Here is a 17825-nt window from a genome sequence, read left to right as displayed (position 1 = left end):
ATGAATCCGATCGTCCGCTGGTTCCATCAACTCGGTTCGCCCCCGACCTTCGATCGTTTCGCCGCACGCTGGTCCCGCGTGTTCTACGCTGCGGCGGTTCCGGTGCTGCTGATCGGCCTATGGCAGGGCCTGTTCGTGGCACCGCCGGAACAGAACCAGCACGACGCCTTCCGCATCATCTACATCCATGTACCCAGCGCCTGGATGAGCCTGTTCGTGTTCGCGCTGATGGCCGCCTACGCCGCCATCGCGCTGATCTGGCGCATCAAGATCTGCGAGATCCTGGCGATGGCCTGTGCGCCGATGGGCGCCGGCTTCACCCTGATCACCCTGCTGACCGGCAGCATCTGGGGCAAGGGCACCTGGGGCACCTGGTGGGACTGGGACCCGCGCATGACCAGCGAGCTGATCCTGCTGTTCCTGTACCTGGGCGTGATCGGCCTGTACCACGCCATCGAAGACCGCCGCAGTGCCGCACGCGCGGCCGGCCTGCTGGCCATCGTCGGCGTGGGCCTGCTGCCCATCATCCGCTATTCGGTGGACTGGTGGGGCGCGCTGCACCAGCGCCAGTCGATCAACGTGTTCGGCGAGAACGCCGTGCGGCCGGAACTGATCGCCCCGCTGTGGTGGATGGTGGTTGCCACCAAACTGTGGTTCGTCGGCTCGCTGCTGGCCAAGGCGCGCGCCGACAACATCGCGCGCGAGGCCGGCAAGGCCTGGATCGGCGAGCGCTTCGGCACCGCGGATGGGGAGGCACGGCGATGACCCACCTGCCCTACCTCATCGCCGCCTTCGCGGTGTTCCTGCTGGTGCTGGCCTGCGATGCGCTGGGCTCGTGGCTGCGCCTGCGCAGCGCCCGACAGCTGGCACAACGCCGCCAGCAGCGGCTGCAGGCGCGTGGCAACGCGTCGGCACCGGCGCCGCTTGCCACCGAGCTCAGCCGATGACGCCGGTACAGCGACGCCGCATGATCTGGGTGCTCCTGCTGTTGCTGGCCTCCGGGCTGGCCACCACGCTGGTGGCCTTCGCCCTGCAGCGCAACATCGCCTACCTGTACACGCCTTCGGAAGTGCTGCGCGGGGACGTGGATGCGCAGTCCCGCTTCCGCCTGGGCGGCATGGTGGTGAAGGGGTCCTTTGATCGACCCAGCGGCTCGCTGCAGGCCCACTTCGTGGTCACCGACGGCGATGCAACGCTCCCGGTCAGTACCGACCGCATCCTGCCGGACATGTTCCGCGAGGGGACCGCCGTGGTCGCCAGCGGTCGCCTGCAGGACGGTACCTTCGTCGCCGACGAGGTGCTGGCCAAGCACGATGAGAACTACGTGCCCAAGGAAGTGGCCGACAAGATGGGCGATGCGCATCGCAAGCACGATGTGCCGGTCACGGCGCCCGAGGCGCGCTGAGTGCTTCCCGAATTCGGTCAGATCCTCCTGCTGTGCGCGCTGCTGGCCTCGCTGCTGCAGGCGGTGCTGCCGCTGGTGGGCGCGCAGCGCGGCAATGACGCATGGATGGCCGTTGCCCGCCCGGCGGCCTTTGCCCAGCTGGTGCTGCTGGCCGGCGCCTTCGCCGTACTGACGGCGGCCTTCGTGCAACAGGATTTCTCGGTGCGCTACGTCGCCGAGAATTCCAATTCGCTGCTGCCGTTGATCTACCGCTATTCGGCGGTGTGGGGGGCGCACGAAGGCTCGCTGCTGATGTGGGCGCTGGTGCTGGCGCTGTGGACCGGTGCAGTGGCGCTGTTTTCGCGCCACCTGCCGGCACCGGTACAGGCGCGCGTGCTGGCGGTGATGGGCGTGGTCAGCGTCGGCTTCCTCGCCTTCCTGATCTTCACCTCCAATCCGTTCCTGCGCTTGAACCCGGTGCCACTGGAAGGCCGTGACCTCAACCCGTTGCTGCAGGATCCGGGGCTGATCATCCATCCGCCGATGCTGTACCTGGGCTACGTCGGCTTCGCGGTGCCGTTCGCCTTCGCCGTGGCGGCACTGCTGGAAGGCCGTGTCGATGCACGCTGGCAACGCTGGACGCGGCCCTGGACCAATGTCGCCTGGGGCTTCCTCACGCTGGGCATCGCACTGGGCAGCTGGTGGGCGTACTACGAGCTGGGCTGGGGCGGCTGGTGGTTCTGGGACCCGGTCGAGAACGCCAGCTTCATGCCCTGGCTGGTCGGCGCGGCGCTGATCCATTCGCAGGCGGTGACCGAAAAGCGCGGCACCTTCGGCAGCTGGACGCTGCTGCTGGCCATCGCGGCGTTCGCGCTGTCGCTGCTGGGCACCTTCCTGGTCCGCTCCGGCGTGCTGACCAGCGTGCATTCGTTCGCGGCCGACCCCTCGCGTGGGCTGTTCATCCTGATCTTCCTGTCGGTGCTGGTGGGGGGCAGCCTGCTGCTGTATGCGCTGCGTGCGCCGCGGCTGGCCGTGGATGCCGGTGATCCGCGCCGTGGCTTCACCGCCACCTCGCGGGAAACCCTGCTGCTGGCCAACAACCTGCTGCTGGCCAGCGCCTGCGCGATGGTCCTGCTGGGCACCCTCTACCCACTGCTGGCCGATGCGCTGTCGCTGGGCAAGATCTCGGTGGGTCCACCGTACTTCGGCAGCCTGTTCCTGCTGTTGATGGCACCGATGGTGATGCTGCTGCCGTTCGGTCCGCTTGTGAAGTGGCAGCGCGACCAACCCTCGCGCGCACTGGCATTGCTGTTGCCATGGGCGGGGCTGGCTGTGCTGCTTGGCGCCTGGGCCTGGTGGCAGGCGCCGCAGAATGGCTGGAAGGCCGGCATCGGCGTTGCGGCTGCGGCCTGGGTTGGGCTGGGCACCGCCCGGTTCGTCTGGCAGCGCCTGCGTGGCAATGGCCGCTTCACTGCCGAAATGCTTGGCATGATCGTCGCCCATGCCGGTGTCGCGGTATTCCTGGCCGGCGCGCTGCTGGTGGAAGCGTTGAACGTGCAGCGCGAAGTGGCGCTGTCGCCGGGCCAGCAGGTGGTGGTCGCCGGCCACGAAGTGCGCTTCGAGGGCGTGGACCACCGCGAAGGCCCCAATTTCATCGCTGATCGCGGCCATCTGCGGGTGCTGCGCGACGGTCGCGAACTGGCCCTGCTGCATCCAGAGAAGCGCCAGTACGCCAGCGGCGGCCAGGTGATGACCGAAGCAGGCATCGATGCACGACTCAGCGGTGATGTCTACGTGGCATTGGGCGAGCCGCTGGGCAACAATGCATGGGCGGTACGGGTGCACATCAAGCCCTTCGTGCGCTGGATCTGGCTGGGCGCGCTGTTGATGGCCCTGGGCGGATTCATCACCGCTGCCGATCGCCGCTTTCGTCGTCCGTAGGAGTTCCCCATGTCCGAGTCACCCGCCCCACGCCCTTCCCGTCCGCTGCCGCCGGTAGCCATCGTGATCGGCGTCCTGTTCTTCTTCGGCCTGCTTGGCCTGATGATCTACGGGGTGATGAAATCGGGCGATCCGCAGCGCGACGTGCTGCCCTCGGCATTGATCGACAAGCCGGCGCCGGCGTTCGCGCTGCCGGTGCTGCATGACCCGCAGATGATCGTGCGCAGCGAGGAGCTGCGTGGCGCGCCGTACCTGCTCAACGTCTGGGGCAGCTGGTGCGCGGCCTGCCGTGAAGAACATCCGGTGCTGACCCGCTTCGCCGAGAGCAAGCGCGTACGCGTGATCGGCTACAACTGGAAGGATGAACCGACCGACGCGCTGCACTGGCTGGAACAGCTGGGCAACCCGTTCATGGTCGTGCTGAGCGACATCGAAGGCCGCACCGCCATCGACTGGGGTGTGACGGCAGCACCGGAGACCTTCCTGGTCGACGGCAGTGGCATCGTGCGCTGGAAGTACAGCGGCGCGATGACCCAGCAGGTGGTCGATGAGAAGTTGATTCCGGCGCTGGAAAAGCTTGAAAAGGCCCAGGGCGATGCTGGCAACACCCTGCACGCCTCGCCGTAAGCGCATGCGCTGGCTGCTGCCGCTGCTGCTGGCGATGACCCTGGCGCTGCCAAAGTCCGGCCTCGCCCAACAACCGGTGCATGATGCGCGGCCGCTGATGTTCCGCGATGCAGCCGAGGAGACGCGCTTCCACGACCTGGCTGCGCAGTTGCGCTGCGTGCAGTGCCAGAACCAGTCACTGGCCGATTCCAACGCGCAGATCGCGCAGGACCTGCGGCGCGAAGTGCTGCAGTTGATGCAGCAGGGCCTCGACGATGCGGCCATCAAGCAGTTCCTGGTCGCCCGCTATGGCGAGTTCGTGCTCTACCAGCCACCGCTGCAACCGGGCACCTGGCTGCTGTGGGGCGGCCCGCTGCTGGTACTGGGTGGCGGCGCGCTGGTGGTGATGGGCATCGTCCGTCGCCGTAGTCGGCAGATGGATGCATCCGCTGCAGCGGACCCAACCGAGGGAGAGGACTGGTGACGCACTGGTTGCCGATGGTCGCCGCAGTGGCCGCTGCGCTGTTGGCGGCCGTGGTGCTGTGGCCGCTGCGCCAGCATGGCCGTCGCAGCTTCGTGCTGGGGGTGGTGGCACTGAGCGTGGCCGGTGCCTGCCTGTATCTGCTGGTCGGCAATCCCCGCGCCGCACAGGTGCAGCCTGCGCCTTCGGTCGCCACGTTGCGTGACGGTGTAGAGGCGCTGCAGCAGGCGCTGCAGCGTGACCCGCAACGCGCCGATGGCTGGGCGCTGCTGGGTCGTTCGCAGGCCGAGCTTGGCAATGCCGCCGCCGCGGCCGACGCCTTCAACCGCGCCGCAGCACTGGCACCGGACGAACCGGGCGTGCTGGTCGAGGCCGCGCAGGCACGCGCCCAGGCCGATCCTGGCAAGCAGTTCGATGACACCGCCCTGGCATGGTTGCAGCGCGCACGTACCTTGTCGCCCGACGCCGAACGCGCAAGCTGGCTGCTTGGCATTGCCCTGCGCCAGCGGGGCCGCAATGCCGAGGCCGCCGAACTCTGGAGCACGCTGCTGCCACGCCTGGAGCCGGGTGCCGCGCAGGCGCTGCAGGCACAGATCGCCATCGCCCGCGAGGCGGCCGGCCAGCCATCGCACGCACCGGCAGCTGCTCCCGCGCTGCTGCAGGTACGGGTGCAGCTGCCCGCATCATTGAAAGCGGGTGACTGGCCGGCCAGCACCCAGGTCTTCGTGCTGGCACGCGCTGTGGGCGGCCCGCCGATGCCGGTGGCTGCACGCAAGCTGCCCCTGGCCGGCTTCCCTGCAACGGTCGGCCTCGGCGACGGCGACAGCCCGATGCCTACCGCACCGTTGTCGGCACATCGCGAAGTGGAAGTACTGGCGCGCATTTCGCGCAGCGGCAGCGCCAACCGCAGCGAAGACGACCTGCAGACCGCCCCGGTCAAGGTCAGCCTGCCGCATGACGGTGTGGTTGAGCTGCAGTTCCCGTAACGTACACGCGCCGCTGCGCTCGCCGGGCATGGACCGGCGCTACCCTCGCGCACCACCGGTAGCGCCGGGCCATGCCCGGCGGATTCACGCTCAGCCCGTTGACGGAAACCAGCGTGTCGCCAGCTGTACACGCCGCCCCGCTAGAATGGCCGCATGACCGAATTCATTCCTCCGGGCACCCGCTTCCATGCCCTGCCCTCGCCCTTTCCGTGCAAACGCGGCGGTGTCCTGCACGGCGCGCACGTGGCCTACGAGACCTGGGGCGCGCTGGACGAAGAGGCCAGCAACGCGATCCTGATCGTCACCGGCCTGTCGCCGGATGCGCATGCCGCGGCCAACGAAGCCAACCCTGCGCCAGGCTGGTGGGAGGCCATGCTCGGCCCCGGCAAACCGATCGATACCGACCGCTGGTTCGTGGTCTGCGTGAACTCGCTGGGCAGCTGCAAGGGTTCCACCGGCCCGGCCTCGATCAATCCGGCCAACGGCGAGCTGTATCGCCTGGATTTCCCGGAACTGTCCATCGAAGACGGCGCACGCGCGGCGATCGACGTGGTGCGCGCACTGGGCATCGGACAACTCGCCTGCGTGATCGGCAATTCGATGGGCGGGATGACGGCGCTGGCGGTGTTGCTGCTGCACCCGGGCATCGCCCGCAGCCATATCAACATTTCCGGCAGCGCGCAGGCCCTGCCGTTCTCGATCGCCATCCGTTCGCTGCAGCGCGAAGCGATCCGCCTGGACCCGCGCTGGAACGGTGGCCACTACGACGATGAGGCGTACCCGGAATCGGGCATGCGCATGGCACGCAAGCTGGGCGTGATCACCTACCGCTCGGCGCTGGAATGGGATGGCCGCTTCGGTCGCGTGCGGCTGGATTCAGACCAGACCGACGATGATCCATTCGGCCTGGAATTCCAGGTCGAGAGCTATCTGGAAGGCCATGCACGCCGGTTCGTACGCTTCTTCGATCCGAACTGCTATCTGTACCTGAGCCGCTCGATGGACTGGTTCGATCTGGCCGAGTATGGCGATGGCGATGTGCTGGCCGGACTGGCCAGCATCCGCGTTGGCAAGGCACTGGCGATCGGCGCCAACACCGACATCCTGTTCCCTGTACAGCAGCAGCAACAGGTCGCCGATGGCCTGCGCGCTGGTGGCGCGGACGCGCGTTTCATCGGCCTGGAATCGCCACAGGGTCATGACGCGTTCCTGGTCGACTTCGAACGTTTCGGCCCGGCCGTGCGCGGCTTCCTCGACGAACTGTAGTGGCGTGGCGGCGCAATCTCGCACTGGCCGCGTTCGGTGCGTTGATCGGCTTGACCGCAACCGGCGTGTTTCCGCTGTGGCTGGGCGCATGGTGCGTGCTGGCCAGTGCGGTGTCGTTCGGCCTGTATGGGCACGACAAGCGCGCCGCGCAGCGAAAACAGCAGAGGACGCCCGAACGCACGCTGCAGCTGCTGGCCTTTGCCGGCGGCTGGCCCGGCGCGCTGCTCGGCCAGGCGCTGTTCCGCCATAAACATCGCAAGGCGCCGTTCCAGTGGGTGTTCTGGTTATGCGTGCTGGCCAACGTGGCCTCGATCGCGGTGATGCTGCGCGCGTTTTCGCGGTAGCTGCCCTGTAGATCCACGCCACGCGTGGATATGCCGACCAAGGTCGGCATCTACCGAAGCGGTTCGCGGACCAGCACCCCGTCCACCAACCGGTACTGCACATCCACCACACCCGCGGGCAGGTCATCGTGGGTGATCATCAGCAGGCTGCGCCCTTCCAGCAGTGCTGGCAGGTCCTGCAGCAGCGCGCGCGCGGTATCCACGTCCAGGCCTTCGGTGGGCTCATCCACCAGCAGGATCGGCGCATTGCGCAGCAGCGCGCGGGCCAGCGCCAGGCGACGCGCCTGGCCGGCCGACATCGTTGCGCCGTTCTCGCCCACCCACGCCTGCAGGCCGCCGTTGCGCTCGGCCCATTCACCCAGCCGTACCCGTTGCAGCACCGCCCACAACGCTTCGTCGCTGGCCTCGGGATCGCCCAGCCGCAGGTTCGCGGCCACGCTGCCGGCAAACACCGGCGCGTTCTGCGGCAGCCACGCAAGGTGCCGGTGCCAGTCGGCCTGGGCGACATCGCGCAGGTCCTGGCCACCGTAGGTCAGCCGCCCCTGCTGCGGATCCCACAGCCGCAGCAGCAGGCTCGACAAGGTGGTCTTGCCGCTGCCGCTGTCGCCACGGATGGCGATGCGCTCGCCCGGTGCCAGCGTCAGCTGCAGGCCACGCAGCACCGGCCGTGCGGCGCCCGGCCACTGGAAGTGCACATCGTCCCAATGCACGGTCGCCGCCGGCGCCAGCGGCTGCGGCGACACCGGCTCCTGCACCGAAGGTGCCTGCTCGACGACGCCCTGCAGGCGCGCGGCCGCAATGCGGCCCGATTGCAGCGACTGCCAGGCCAGGCCCATGCCCGCCCACAGTTCGATCATCGCAACGGTCAGGAACACCAGCCCGGCGGCCATTTCCGGCGCGATGCGCTGTTGTTCGGCCGCATGCAGCGCCAGTGCCAGCATCGCCACCAGGCCGAGCCCGGCCAGCACACCATGCAGCGTTGATGCAGCGATCAGCCGCAGGCGTCGACGACGATCGCGCGAGGCCACCTGCTTGGCCGCCACCCGCACCTTCAACTGCCAGGCATTGCCAGCGTTGAGCGCGGCCAGATCAGCCGCCCCTTCCAGCCCCTCGAATGCCGCCGTGCGCAACGCTGCGCGATGTGCGGCGCGGTCGGCCTCTTCGCTGTCATGGCCCCTCACGCCCAGCCACGGCACGCCAATGCCGATCAGCAACGCCAGTACCGCCAGCAGCACCGCTGCCGATGGCAGGATCAACGCTGCCGAGCCCACGCCCACCAACGTCAACGCGCCCAGCGCCAGCAACGGGCCGATGGCACGCACCAGCAGGCCATCGATTTCGCCGATGTCACCCAGCAGCCGCGCCAGCAGATCGCCGGTGCGGGTTGCACCCAGCCGTGCCGGGGCCAGTGGCAGCGCGCGGCGGAAGAACCATACGCGCAGGTCGCGGGCGATGCGCAGGGTGGCGTCATGCCCCACCAGCTTTTCGAAGTAGCGCGATGCGATGCGCGCCATGGTCAGGCCGCGGATGCCGGCCGACGGAGTGAAGAAATTGAAGCCCTGGCCAAGGCCCGCTGCACCGGCCAGCGCTGCAGCAGTGAGGAAGCCACCAGACAGGCCCAGCAGGGCGGTGCCGGCCAGCATCGTGGTCCACAGCAGCAGCACTGCCAGCAGCAGGCGCGGGCGATGCCGCAGGAACACCATGCGCAGTGAATCGGAAGACCGGCTCATGCGCGTACCGCCTGCGCCGGCTCAACCAGGCGCCCTTCGGGCAACAGCAGGCAGCGGTCGGCCCAGGCGATCACCGCCGGGCTGTGGGTGGCCACCACCACGCTGCGTCCGCGCGCATAGGCGGCCAGGCTGCGCAGCAGCGCTGCTTCGGTTTCGGCATCGAGAAACGCGGTCGGCTCGTCCAGCAGCAGCACCTGCGGATCGCGCAGCAGCAGGCGCGCCAGGCCGATGCGACGTGCTTCGCCACCGGACAGGCCAAAGCCGCGCTCGCCGATCAGCGTATCCAGCCCCTGCGGCAGGCGCTGTGCGAACTGCAGCACCTGGGCGGCTTCGGCAACGGCGCGCAGGCGCGCGTCGCTGGCCCCGGGATCGGCCAGGCGCAGGTTCTCGGCGATGGTGCCGTGGAACAGATAGGGACGCTGGCTGGCATAGGCCACCTGCAGCCCCGGCCGCAACTGCACCCGGCCACCTCGCGGCGGCAGCCAACCGGCCAGCGCTTCCAGCAACGTGCTCTTGCCGCTGCCACTGGGGCCGACCAGGGCCAGACGCTGGCCCGGTTCCAGCTGCAGGTCAAGGTTCTGCAGCACATCGTGCGCAGCGCCCAACGGACGCAGTACCAGACCGTGCGCCTGCAGTGGCGGCAACGCGGCCTCGGCAGGCTCCGGCGTCAGCGGCACAGTGCCGTCGATTGTGCTGGCCTCCTCTTCCGGCAGCGCCTGCAGCAGGCGCTCCACCTCGGCAGCGGCGGCCAGTGCATTGGCGCGGTCGTGATAGTGCGCGGCCAGGCGCCGCAACGGTGCGTAGAACTCCGGTGCCAGCAGCAGGCAGAACAGGCCCGCCCCCAGCGTCGGCACGGTCGCATGCAGCGACATCAGGCCCAGATAGCTCAGGCCCAGATACAACGCGACCATCGCCACGCTGACCGAGGCAAAGAATTCCAGCACGGTGGATGACAGGAAGGCGATGCGCAGCACCTTCATCGTGCGCACGCGCACACCTTCGGCCGCGGCCTCGATGCCGGCCAGTTCGGCTTCCCCACGGCCATACAGGCGCAGCAGGCCCAGGCCCTTGATGCGATCGGCGAAGTGCCCGCTCATCCGCGCCAGCTCGCCCAACTGCGCGCGCCCGGCGGCTTCGGCGCCCCAGCCCACCAGCATCATGAAAAACGGCACCAGCGGTGCAGTGAACAGCAGGATCAGTGCAACCACCCAATCGACCCAGGCCACAGCTGCCAGGATCAACAGCGGCACCACCACCACTTCGGTGCGCACCGGCAGGAAACCACTGTAGTAGTTCTCGATCGCATCGCCGTGATGCAGCATCAACTCGCCCAGTTCACCGGTACGGCGCTGCCGCAGCCACAATGGGCCGTGCCCGAGCAGACGCGCGAAGACACGCTCGCGCAGGGACAGGCGTGCGGCATCGGCAACGTCACCGGCCGCGGCCTGGGTGGCACTGCCCAGCAGGGTGCGCACGACAAGGATCACCGCCAACGCGGCCAGCACCGGCAGGCCCTGGGCCAGCGGCACGCGCTCGACCAGCACCTGCTGCACCAGCCAGGCGATGGCGGCAGCTTGAGCGATCAACAGCGCACCGGACACGCTGATGCACAGCGACGCCAGCCGCTGCCGCCCCTTCGCGGCACGGGCCAGATCGGCCAGCCAGGCGGTACGCACACGCCGCAGGCGGGTCGATTCTTCATCCCGATCAGGGGCGTCAGCGGTCGGTTCGGCAGCGCTCAAGGCTCTTCACAGGCAGCAGGGGGATGGACGGCATTGTAGGCGCAGGCAACAGCCTTCCCCTGCGGCCGGCGGTCGCAGTCTTCATCGGGTTGGCATACGATCCTCCTGAATACCTGTTCATACATTGATCTGGATCAAGGCTGTTTGAAGTAGTCGGTCACATCATTCACCCCGTAGACCACCCTTCCCGCCACCTGCAACGGCACTATCCAACGAGGTAGCCAGGCCATGATTGATCAGACAGTCGTAGAACTGTCGCGGCTGCAATTCGCTCTGACCGCGATGTACCACTTCCTATTCGTACCGCTCACGCTTGGCCTGTCCTTCATGGTGGCCATCATGGAAAGCGTGTACGTCATGACCCGCAAGCAGGTCTGGCGGCAGATGACCCTGTTCTGGGGCACCCTGTTCGGCATCAACTTCGCCATCGGCGTGGCCACCGGCCTGGTGATGGAGTTCCAGTTCGGCATGAACTGGTCGTACTACAGCCACTACGTGGGTGACATCTTCGGTGCGCCGCTGGCCATCGAAGGCCTGATGGCGTTCTTCCTGGAAGCGACCTTCATCGGCCTGTTCTTCTTCGGCTGGAAGCGCCTGAGCCCGGTCAAGCACCTCACCGTGACCTGGCTGATGGCGCTGGGCACCAACCTGTCGGCGGTGTGGATCCTGATCGCCAACGGCTGGATGCAGAACCCGACCGGTGCGGTGTTCAACCCGGAAACCATGCGCATGGAAGTGGTGGACTTCGCCGCGGTGCTGCTGAACCCGGTGGCGCAGGCCAAGTTCGTGCACACCGTCAGTGCCGGTTACGTGACCGGTGCGATCTTCGTGATGTCCATCAGCGCCCTGTACCTGCTGCGCAACAAGCACAGGGACATGGCCCGCCGTTCGTTCGCGGTCGCCGCAGCCTTCGGCCTGCTGTCCTCGCTGTCGGTGGTGGTGCTGGGTGACGAGAGCGGCTATGCCGCCAGCGAGCACCAGAAGATGAAGCTGGCGGCGATCGAAGCGATGTGGGAGACCGAGCGTGCGCCGGCCGACTTCACCGCCTTCGGCATTCCCAACCAGGACACCCACACCAACGACTACGCGATCAAGATCCCATACCTGATGGGCCTGATCGCCACCCGTTCGCTGGACCAGCCGATTCCGGGCATCCTGGAACTGGTGGAGCGTGCGGAGCACCGCATCCGCGGTGGCCAGATCGCCTATGGCGCACTGGAACGGGTGAAGAAGGACAAGACCGATCTTGCAGCGCGTGAAATGTTCGATCGCCATTGGCAGGACCTCGGCCATGGCCTGCTGCTGAAGCGTTACCGCGAGGACATCCTCAACGCGACGCCGGAGGAAATCTCCAAGGCGGCGATGGATACCGTACCGCGCGTGGCGCCGCTGTTCTGGACCTTCCGCATCATGGCCGGGCTGGGCTTCTACCTGATCGCCTTCTTCGCGCTGGCCTTCTACTTCTCGTGCCGCAACAACTTCCAGGACAAGCGCTGGTTCCTGAAGCTGGCCGTGTGGAGCCTGCCGGCGCCGTGGATCGCGATCGAATGCGGTTGGTTCGTGGCCGAGTACGGCCGCCAGCCGTGGGCGGTGGATGGCGTGCTGCCCACTTTCTACGCGGCATCGGGCCTGGCGCTGCATGAAATCCTGACCACGCTGGCGGTGTTCACCAGCCTGTACACGGTGCTGCTGATCATCGAAATCAAGCTGATGCTGAAGGCGGTCCGCAAGGGCCCGGACGACATCCTGCCGACGCTGCAGGCCGACATCCGCCCTGTTTCCCCCAATGCCGTTGCCCCCGGCCAGGCCTGAGGCAGGAGAATCCAGATGGAATTCATTGCACTTGATTACACCACGCTCCGCGTGATCTGGTGGCTGCTGCTCGGCATCCTGCTGGTCGGCTGGGCCGTCATGGATGGTTTCGACCTTGGCGTCGGCACGCTGCTGCCGTTCGTGGCAAAGACCGATGAAGAACGCCGGCTGGTGATCAACACCGTCGGCCCGGTCTGGGAAGGCAACCAGGTCTGGTTGGTGCTGGGTGGCGGCGCGATCTTCGCCGCATGGCCGCCGCTGTATGCGGTCAGCTTCTCCGGCTTCTACCTGGCGGTGTTTGCGATGCTGTTCGGGCTGATCCTGCGCCCGGTCGGCTTCAAGTACCGCAGCAAGTTGCCGTCCAAGCGCTGGCGCGACAACTGGGACCGCGTGCTGTTCGTCGGTGGCCTGCTGCCGGGCCTGATTGCCGGCGTCGCCGTGGGCAACGTACTGCTGGGTGTGCCGTTCCACTTCGATGACACCCTGCGCGTGACCTACACCGGTTCGTTCTTCGGCCTGCTCACACCATTCGCGCTCATCGCCGGCCTGATCAGCGTGGCCATGCTGGTGTCGCACGGTGCGGCCATGCTGGTGCTGAAGACCGACGGCCCGGTGGCCGAACGTGCAGCGCGCTATGGCAGCATCGCCGCCATCATCAGCTTCGTGCTGTTCGCCGCTGCCGGCGCCTGGGTGGCCTTCGGCCTGCCGGGCTACCAGATCACTTCGCAGGTGGTGACCGACGGGCCGACCAATCCGCTGCTGAAGACCGCCGAACTGGGGACCGCCGCAGGTGGCTGGCTGCGCAACTACAGCAGCATGCCGGCAACGCTGGTGTTCCCGGTGCTGGGCCTGCTGGGTGCGCTTGCCAGCGCGGTGCTGCTGCGCGCGCGTCGTGGCGGCCTGGCCTTCATCGCCTCGGGCGCGTCCATTGCCGGCATCATCCTCACCGTCGGCTTTGCGATCTTCCCGTTCCTGCTGCCGTCCTCCAGCCAGCCCACCTCCAGCCTGACCGTCTGGGACAGTTCGTCCAGCCACCTCACGCTGTGGGTCATGTTGCTGGCCACGGCCATCTTCCTGCCGATCATCCTCGCCTACACCACCTGGGTGTACCGCGTGCTGAAGGGCAAGACGACGGTCGAGGACATGGACGACAACCCCAACGCGTACTGATTGCCCGTGTGCCGGCCCAGGGTCGGCACACCCCTCGCACACAGGAGATTGACCATGTGGTATTTCGCTTGGATTCTCGGCGCCGGCCTGGCTTCGGTCGTGGCCATCCTCAACGGGATGTGGTTCGAAGCGCGCGAAAGCGCCCGCGCCGACAAGGAAGTGCGTTGAAACTGTAAAAAAGGGTTGCCGATACGGCCTTCACACCGTATTCTTGGCGGCTCCTTCGGGGTGTAGCTCAGTCTGGTAGAGCGCTACGTTCGGGACGTAGAGGTCGCAGGTTCGAATCCTGTCTCCCCGACCACTTCGGTGGTCGCATTGAAGCCTGGTGAAGTCTTCCAGGCTTTTTTGTTCCCGCAGGAGTCGCTGCCACGGCAGCGAAGCAGAACGGTCTTCCCCCTTGCCGCCATCGGGGGAAATGGCTAGAATAGGCGGCTCCCTTCGGGGTGTAGCTCAGTCTGGTAGAGCGCTACGTTCGGGACGTAGAGGTCGCAGGTTCGAATCCTGTCTCCCCGACCACTCCGGTGGTCACCAAGAAGCCTGGAAGACATCAGTGTCCTCCGGGTTTTTTTGTACCTGGAATCCGGGACACCCGGCTACGCCGCCATCAGCAGATGCCGCCGGGGACCCGGCCCGGCCCGGCCACGTACAATGGCCGCCACTCCCCACCTGCCACACCGGCCGCGCCCGGTGCGGGCGCTGCACGTCATTCTGCATGGCGTGCGCCACCTGCAAGGAACACCGCATGACCTCGCCCACCACCCCTTCGCCACCACTGCTGCACGGGCGCGTGCTGGCGTTCGCCGCGATCCTGCTGGCGGCGGTCAACCTGCGTACCGCCGTCACCTCCATCACCCCGTTGCTGGACGTGCTGGGCCAGCAGTTCGGCTTCGGCACCACCATGACCGGCGTGCTGGGCATGCTGCCGACCGCGTCGTTCGCACTGTTCGGCGTCGCCACCCCGGCGCTGGCACGACGCCTGGGCCTTGAGCGCACCACCCTGCTGGCGATGCTGATGGCTGCCGCCGGCCTGCTGCTGCGCTCCAGCGCCGGCAATGTCGGCACCCTGCTGCTGGGCTCGGTGATCGCACTGGCGGGCATGGGCATCGGCAACGTGGTGGTGCCGCCGTTGGTGAAGCGCTACTTCGCCAACAAGGTCGGCACCATGAGCACGCTGTACATCAGCGTGCTGCAGCTGGGCACGATGATGCCGGCACTGTTGGCGGTGCCGGTGGCCAACGCCGCAGGCTGGCGGGTGTCGCTGGGCATGTGGGCGCTGCTGGCACTGGCTGCGACCCTGCCATGGATGCTGCTGGCACGCAGTGCGCCCAGGCCGGTACTGGACAGCAACGACCCCACCGCGCAGCCGCACGGCAAGGTCTGGCGTACGTCGTTGGGCTGGAGCATGACGCTGATGTTCGGCATGACCTCGCTGATGACCTATTCGATGTTCACCTGGCTGCCGCGCATCGTGGTCGAAGCCGGCGCCACGCCCGCCTTCGGCGGGGTGATGGTTGCGGTGTTTTCGGCACTGGGCCTGCTGCCATCGCTGGTGATCCCATCGCTGGCGGTGCGCCTGCAGAATCCCTTCCCGCTGGTGCTGATCGGCTTCTCCGCCTTCGTCATCGCCTTCGCCGGCCTGCTGTTCGCCCCGATGAAGGCGCCGTTGCTGTGGGCCTGCCTGCTGGGCGTCGGGCCGTCCACGTTCCCGCTGGCGCTGACCCTGATCAATCTGCGCACGCGCACCCCCACCGGTTCTGCGGCCCTGTCCGGCTTCATGCAGGGCGTGGGCTACAGCTTCAGCTGCCTGGGCCCGTTCCTGGTCGGCTGGCTGCATACCGTCAGCGAGGGCTGGACCCTGCCCTTCGCCTTCCTGTTCGGCTGCGCGCTGCTGATGCTGTGCGCCTCGTGGGTGGCCTGCAAGCCGCGCAAGCTGGAAGACCTGTGGTGACCGGACCGGCGGGCTGACGCCCGCCGCCGTGAAGCTGGACCCACACACCCCACTACCGCGATCTACACACCGCCACCGCAGCGGGTGACGTAGCGTGTCCAAAGCTGACCCGTTTCGTGTCCAGAACCGGCCCTGCCAGCGTGGTACGCCCCCACAGGGCGGCCCCGGGCTGCCCCGCGCCGTTCCACAGTGGACAGCAGAAAAGTGTATGCGCGACAACGCGTTGCGACAGGGCTGGCCGGTCATCCAAGGACTCTCCGTCAACAAGGTACGGATAGGAAGTAGGCGCTTTGGCAGAGCGTCAGCTATAGTTGGCATGTGATGTGCGTCACACTTTTGAGCACATCGTTCAGCAATGGATGCTTAGGGGGTCTCATGGTTGTTCATCGTCCGCTGGCGCTGTGCGTCGGCCTGGCCTGCGCCACTCTGGCGTGCTGGGCCCACGCGGCCTCGCCGCCCACCGTCATCACGCGCGCCGACCGGCTCGCCGAGATCGGGCACTACCGTGACCAGGCACGCTGGGTCGATGCACTGGCAGCGATCGAGCGGGCGCAGCTGCGCGAGCCCAACGACGACCTGCTGTACAAGCTGCAGGTCCTGACCCTGGGCGACATCGGCAACGCCCATCGCGCCTGGCGGCTTTACCAGGCCCGGCCCAACCTGTTCGACCAGGACCAGAAAGCGCGGCTGGAGGCCAACTACGTGGCCAAGCTGGTCAACTGGAGCCTGGCCTACGGGGAAAGCGAAGACACCCGGCTGGTCGAGGCCGAGGCTTCGCTGGCGGAAATGGAGCAGTACGTCGAGCGCGATGGCACCGCGCAGGCGCAGGCGCCGCTGCGTATCCGCATGGACCGGCTGATCCTGCTCAACCGCCTGGCCCGCCACGCGCAGGTGCGCGACGAGGCGCGGGCGCTGCAGCGCGAAGGCCATGCCCTGCCCGATTACGTTCTGCCAGCCGTAGGCGACTCGCTGATGGCCACGCAGAACCCGGAGGAGGCCATTCCCTTGCTGGAGGCCGCCGCAAAGAACGATCCCTCACGCTTCGAGACACGCTCGGAGCTGGCCTATGCCTATCTGGAAACCGAGCAGGCGGAGAAGGCGGTGGGCTACCTGCAGGCCTGGCAGAAGGACGAACCGGCCTGGCGCTGGGGCGGCGGCAAGACCCCCTTCCAGAACTGGGCGCGTTACGAGGCCGACCTGAACCTGGGGATGGTGCGGGCCTACAGCGGCGACCTGCCCACGGCCCAGCGCGAACTGGAAGCCCTGGTCGAGGTCGGCCCGGGCAATGGCAGCCTGCAGACTTCACTGGGCAGCGTCTACCAGATGCGCGGCTGGCCACGGCGGGCGCTTGAGCGCCACCAGATGGCCTATACCCTGGACCCGCGTGACATCGCGCCGCGCCTGGGCATGTACGAATCCTACGTGCAGCTGCAACGCGACGACCTGGCGCGGCCGCTGCATGACGACCTGCTGGCACGCTATCCAAGCCAGCCGGCGGTGCAACGCATGGACCGCGACTGGCGCGCCCATCGCGGCTGGCAGCTGCTGGCCAAGGTCGAGGGTGGCCGCAGTTCCGGCGGTGGCGGCACCTCGCCGCTGGGCAACGACGACCTGCACTACGGCGTGGAAGTGGCCTCGCCGGTTCTCAACGACCGCTGGCGCCTGTTTGCCTTCGCCGACCGCCGTTCGGTCAGCTTCCAGGACCAGGACATCGATCCGCTGTGGATCGGCGCTGGCGTGCGCTACCGCTTCGACCGCCTCGATGCCGAGGCGGCGGTGATGCGCCCCAGCGACAGCATCGGCGACACCGGCCTGCGCGGCGGCTTCGGCTGGCAGTTCAATGATCGCTGGCACGCCGGCGTGACCGCTGCCCGCAATGATCCGGAAGCCTCGATGCAGGCACGCGTGGCCGGCATCACCGCCGACAGCGTTGCGGTTGCAGTGGACTACACGCGCAACGAGCGCACCCACTGGAGCTTCGGTGGCAGCCAGTTCCGTTACGACGATGGCAACCGCCGCGATACGCTGAACAGTGCGATCGAACAACGGCTGTTGACCCGCCCGCGCCTGTTGATCGATGGCCTGGGCAGCGTCTACACCAGCCGTGGCAGCCGCGACGATGCGCCCTACTTCAACCCCTCGCGGGATCGCTCGGTGGAAGTGGGCCTGCGCATCGACCAACAGCTGTGGCGCCATTACGAGCGCCACTTCCGCCATCGCCTGACGGTCTCGGTGGGCAACTACTGGCAGGAAGGTTTTGGCAGTTCAATCATTCCGACCGTGGCCTATCGCCACGAATGGCAGTTCGATCAAGGGCGGATCCTCGAGTACGGCGTGAGTTGGTCGCGGCCGGTCTACGACGGCCAACGTGAACGACATATCGGCTTCGATGCCGCGCTGCGCTGGGGAGAATGA

General features: G+C 67.4%; 16 protein-coding genes, 2 tRNA genes and 1 pseudogene. 17 read left to right on the top strand and 2 right to left on the bottom strand.

The window, feature by feature from the left end; translation table 11 throughout:
• From ccmC to LC407_RS11630, 10 genes and pseudogenes are all read left to right on the top strand, one after another.
• Entirely contained in the window at positions 1-765 is a 765-nt protein-coding gene (gene ccmC / locus LC407_RS11670; protein WP_025876477.1) for a heme ABC transporter permease CcmC, read from the top strand.
• A pseudogene (locus LC407_RS20925) lies at positions 746-829 on the top strand (hypothetical protein); the annotation flags it as partial. The gene ccmC and the pseudogene LC407_RS20925, both read left to right, overlap by 20 nt.
• Complete coding sequence (locus LC407_RS11665; protein ID WP_327083168.1) at positions 798-947, top strand: heme exporter protein CcmD; 150 nt, start codon at positions 798-800, stop codon at positions 945-947. The pseudogene LC407_RS20925 and the gene LC407_RS11665, both read left to right, overlap by 32 nt.
• A complete protein-coding gene (gene ccmE, locus LC407_RS11660) occupies positions 944-1405 on the top strand; it encodes a cytochrome c maturation protein CcmE (protein ID WP_025876474.1) in 462 nt (153 codons plus the stop codon). The genes LC407_RS11665 and ccmE overlap by 4 nt, the downstream gene beginning before the upstream one ends.
• Positions 1406-3325 (top strand): heme lyase CcmF/NrfE family subunit, encoded by a 1920-nt coding sequence (locus tag LC407_RS11655; RefSeq protein WP_025876472.1) that lies wholly within the window; start codon positions 1406-1408, stop codon positions 3323-3325.
• Between the two features lie 9 nt (positions 3326-3334).
• Entirely contained in the window at positions 3335-3952 is a 618-nt protein-coding gene (locus LC407_RS11650) for a DsbE family thiol:disulfide interchange protein (RefSeq protein WP_025876469.1), read from the top strand.
• 34 nt (positions 3953-3986) lie between these two features.
• Complete coding sequence (locus LC407_RS11645; RefSeq protein WP_223482949.1) at positions 3987-4415, top strand: cytochrome c-type biogenesis protein; 429 nt, start codon at positions 3987-3989, stop codon at positions 4413-4415.
• Positions 4409-5398: a tetratricopeptide repeat protein gene (locus LC407_RS11640; RefSeq protein WP_223482948.1), complete on the top strand. Its 990-nt coding sequence runs from the start codon at positions 4409-4411 to the stop codon at positions 5396-5398. Before LC407_RS11645 ends, LC407_RS11640 begins: the two co-directional genes overlap by 7 nt.
• Before the next feature lie 153 nt (positions 5399-5551).
• Positions 5552-6664: a homoserine O-acetyltransferase gene (locus tag LC407_RS11635; protein WP_032978763.1), complete on the top strand. Its 1113-nt coding sequence runs from the start codon at positions 5552-5554 to the stop codon at positions 6662-6664.
• Positions 6664-7008, top strand: a complete 345-nt coding sequence (locus tag LC407_RS11630) for a DUF1294 domain-containing protein (protein WP_025876461.1) — start codon at positions 6664-6666, stop codon at positions 7006-7008. Before LC407_RS11635 ends, LC407_RS11630 begins: the two co-directional genes overlap by 1 nt.
• A 50-nt stretch (positions 7009-7058) precedes the next feature.
• On the opposite strand, the gene cydC is transcribed toward LC407_RS11630, so the two are convergent.
• On the bottom strand, positions 7059-8738 hold the full coding sequence (gene cydC / locus LC407_RS11625) for a thiol reductant ABC exporter subunit CydC (RefSeq protein ID WP_223482857.1): 1680 nt from the start codon (positions 8736-8738) through the stop codon (positions 7059-7061).
• Positions 8735-10480, bottom strand: a complete 1746-nt coding sequence (cydD, locus tag LC407_RS11620) for a thiol reductant ABC exporter subunit CydD (protein WP_105164380.1) — start codon at positions 10478-10480, stop codon at positions 8735-8737. Before cydD ends, cydC begins: the two co-directional genes overlap by 4 nt.
• A 228-nt stretch (positions 10481-10708) precedes the next feature.
• Between cydD and LC407_RS11615 the strand changes: the two genes are divergently transcribed.
• The 7 genes from LC407_RS11615 to pgaA all read left to right on the top strand — a co-directional run bounded on the left by LC407_RS11615 (position 10709) and on the right by pgaA (position 17825).
• On the top strand, positions 10709-12292 hold the full coding sequence (locus LC407_RS11615) for a cytochrome ubiquinol oxidase subunit I (protein WP_032978752.1): 1584 nt from the start codon (positions 10709-10711) through the stop codon (positions 12290-12292).
• Between the two features lie 15 nt (positions 12293-12307).
• Positions 12308-13462, top strand: coding sequence for a cytochrome d ubiquinol oxidase subunit II (gene cydB, locus LC407_RS11610; protein WP_088101726.1), 1155 nt, complete (start codon positions 12308-12310; stop codon positions 13460-13462).
• A 54-nt stretch (positions 13463-13516) separates the two neighbouring features.
• The gene (gene cydX / locus LC407_RS11605; RefSeq protein ID WP_025876452.1) at positions 13517-13630 is read left to right on the top strand and encodes a cytochrome bd-I oxidase subunit CydX; all 114 of its coding nucleotides are present in this window, start codon (positions 13517-13519) and stop codon (positions 13628-13630) included.
• 56 nt (positions 13631-13686) lie between these two features.
• Positions 13687-13763: transfer RNA gene (locus LC407_RS11600), tRNA-Pro, on the top strand.
• A gap of 138 nt (positions 13764-13901) precedes the next feature.
• Positions 13902-13978: transfer RNA gene (locus LC407_RS11595), tRNA-Pro, on the top strand.
• A 226-nt stretch (positions 13979-14204) separates the two neighbouring features.
• Positions 14205-15410 carry an MFS transporter gene (locus tag LC407_RS11590; protein WP_223482856.1) on the top strand — a complete coding sequence of 402 codons (1206 nt, stop codon included), beginning with the start codon at positions 14205-14207 and terminating at the stop codon, positions 15408-15410.
• A 375-nt stretch (positions 15411-15785) separates the two neighbouring features.
• On the top strand, positions 15786-17825 hold the full coding sequence (gene pgaA, locus LC407_RS11585; RefSeq protein ID WP_223482855.1) for a poly-beta-1,6 N-acetyl-D-glucosamine export porin PgaA: 2040 nt from the start codon (positions 15786-15788) through the stop codon (positions 17823-17825).

This window comes from Stenotrophomonas sp. OVS01A (assembly GCF_019969775.1).
Taxonomy (GTDB): domain Bacteria; phylum Pseudomonadota; class Gammaproteobacteria; order Xanthomonadales; family Xanthomonadaceae; genus Stenotrophomonas; species Stenotrophomonas indicatrix.
Note: the sequence above shows the minus strand (reverse complement) of the source record. Positions and strands in the feature narration are given on the sequence as shown.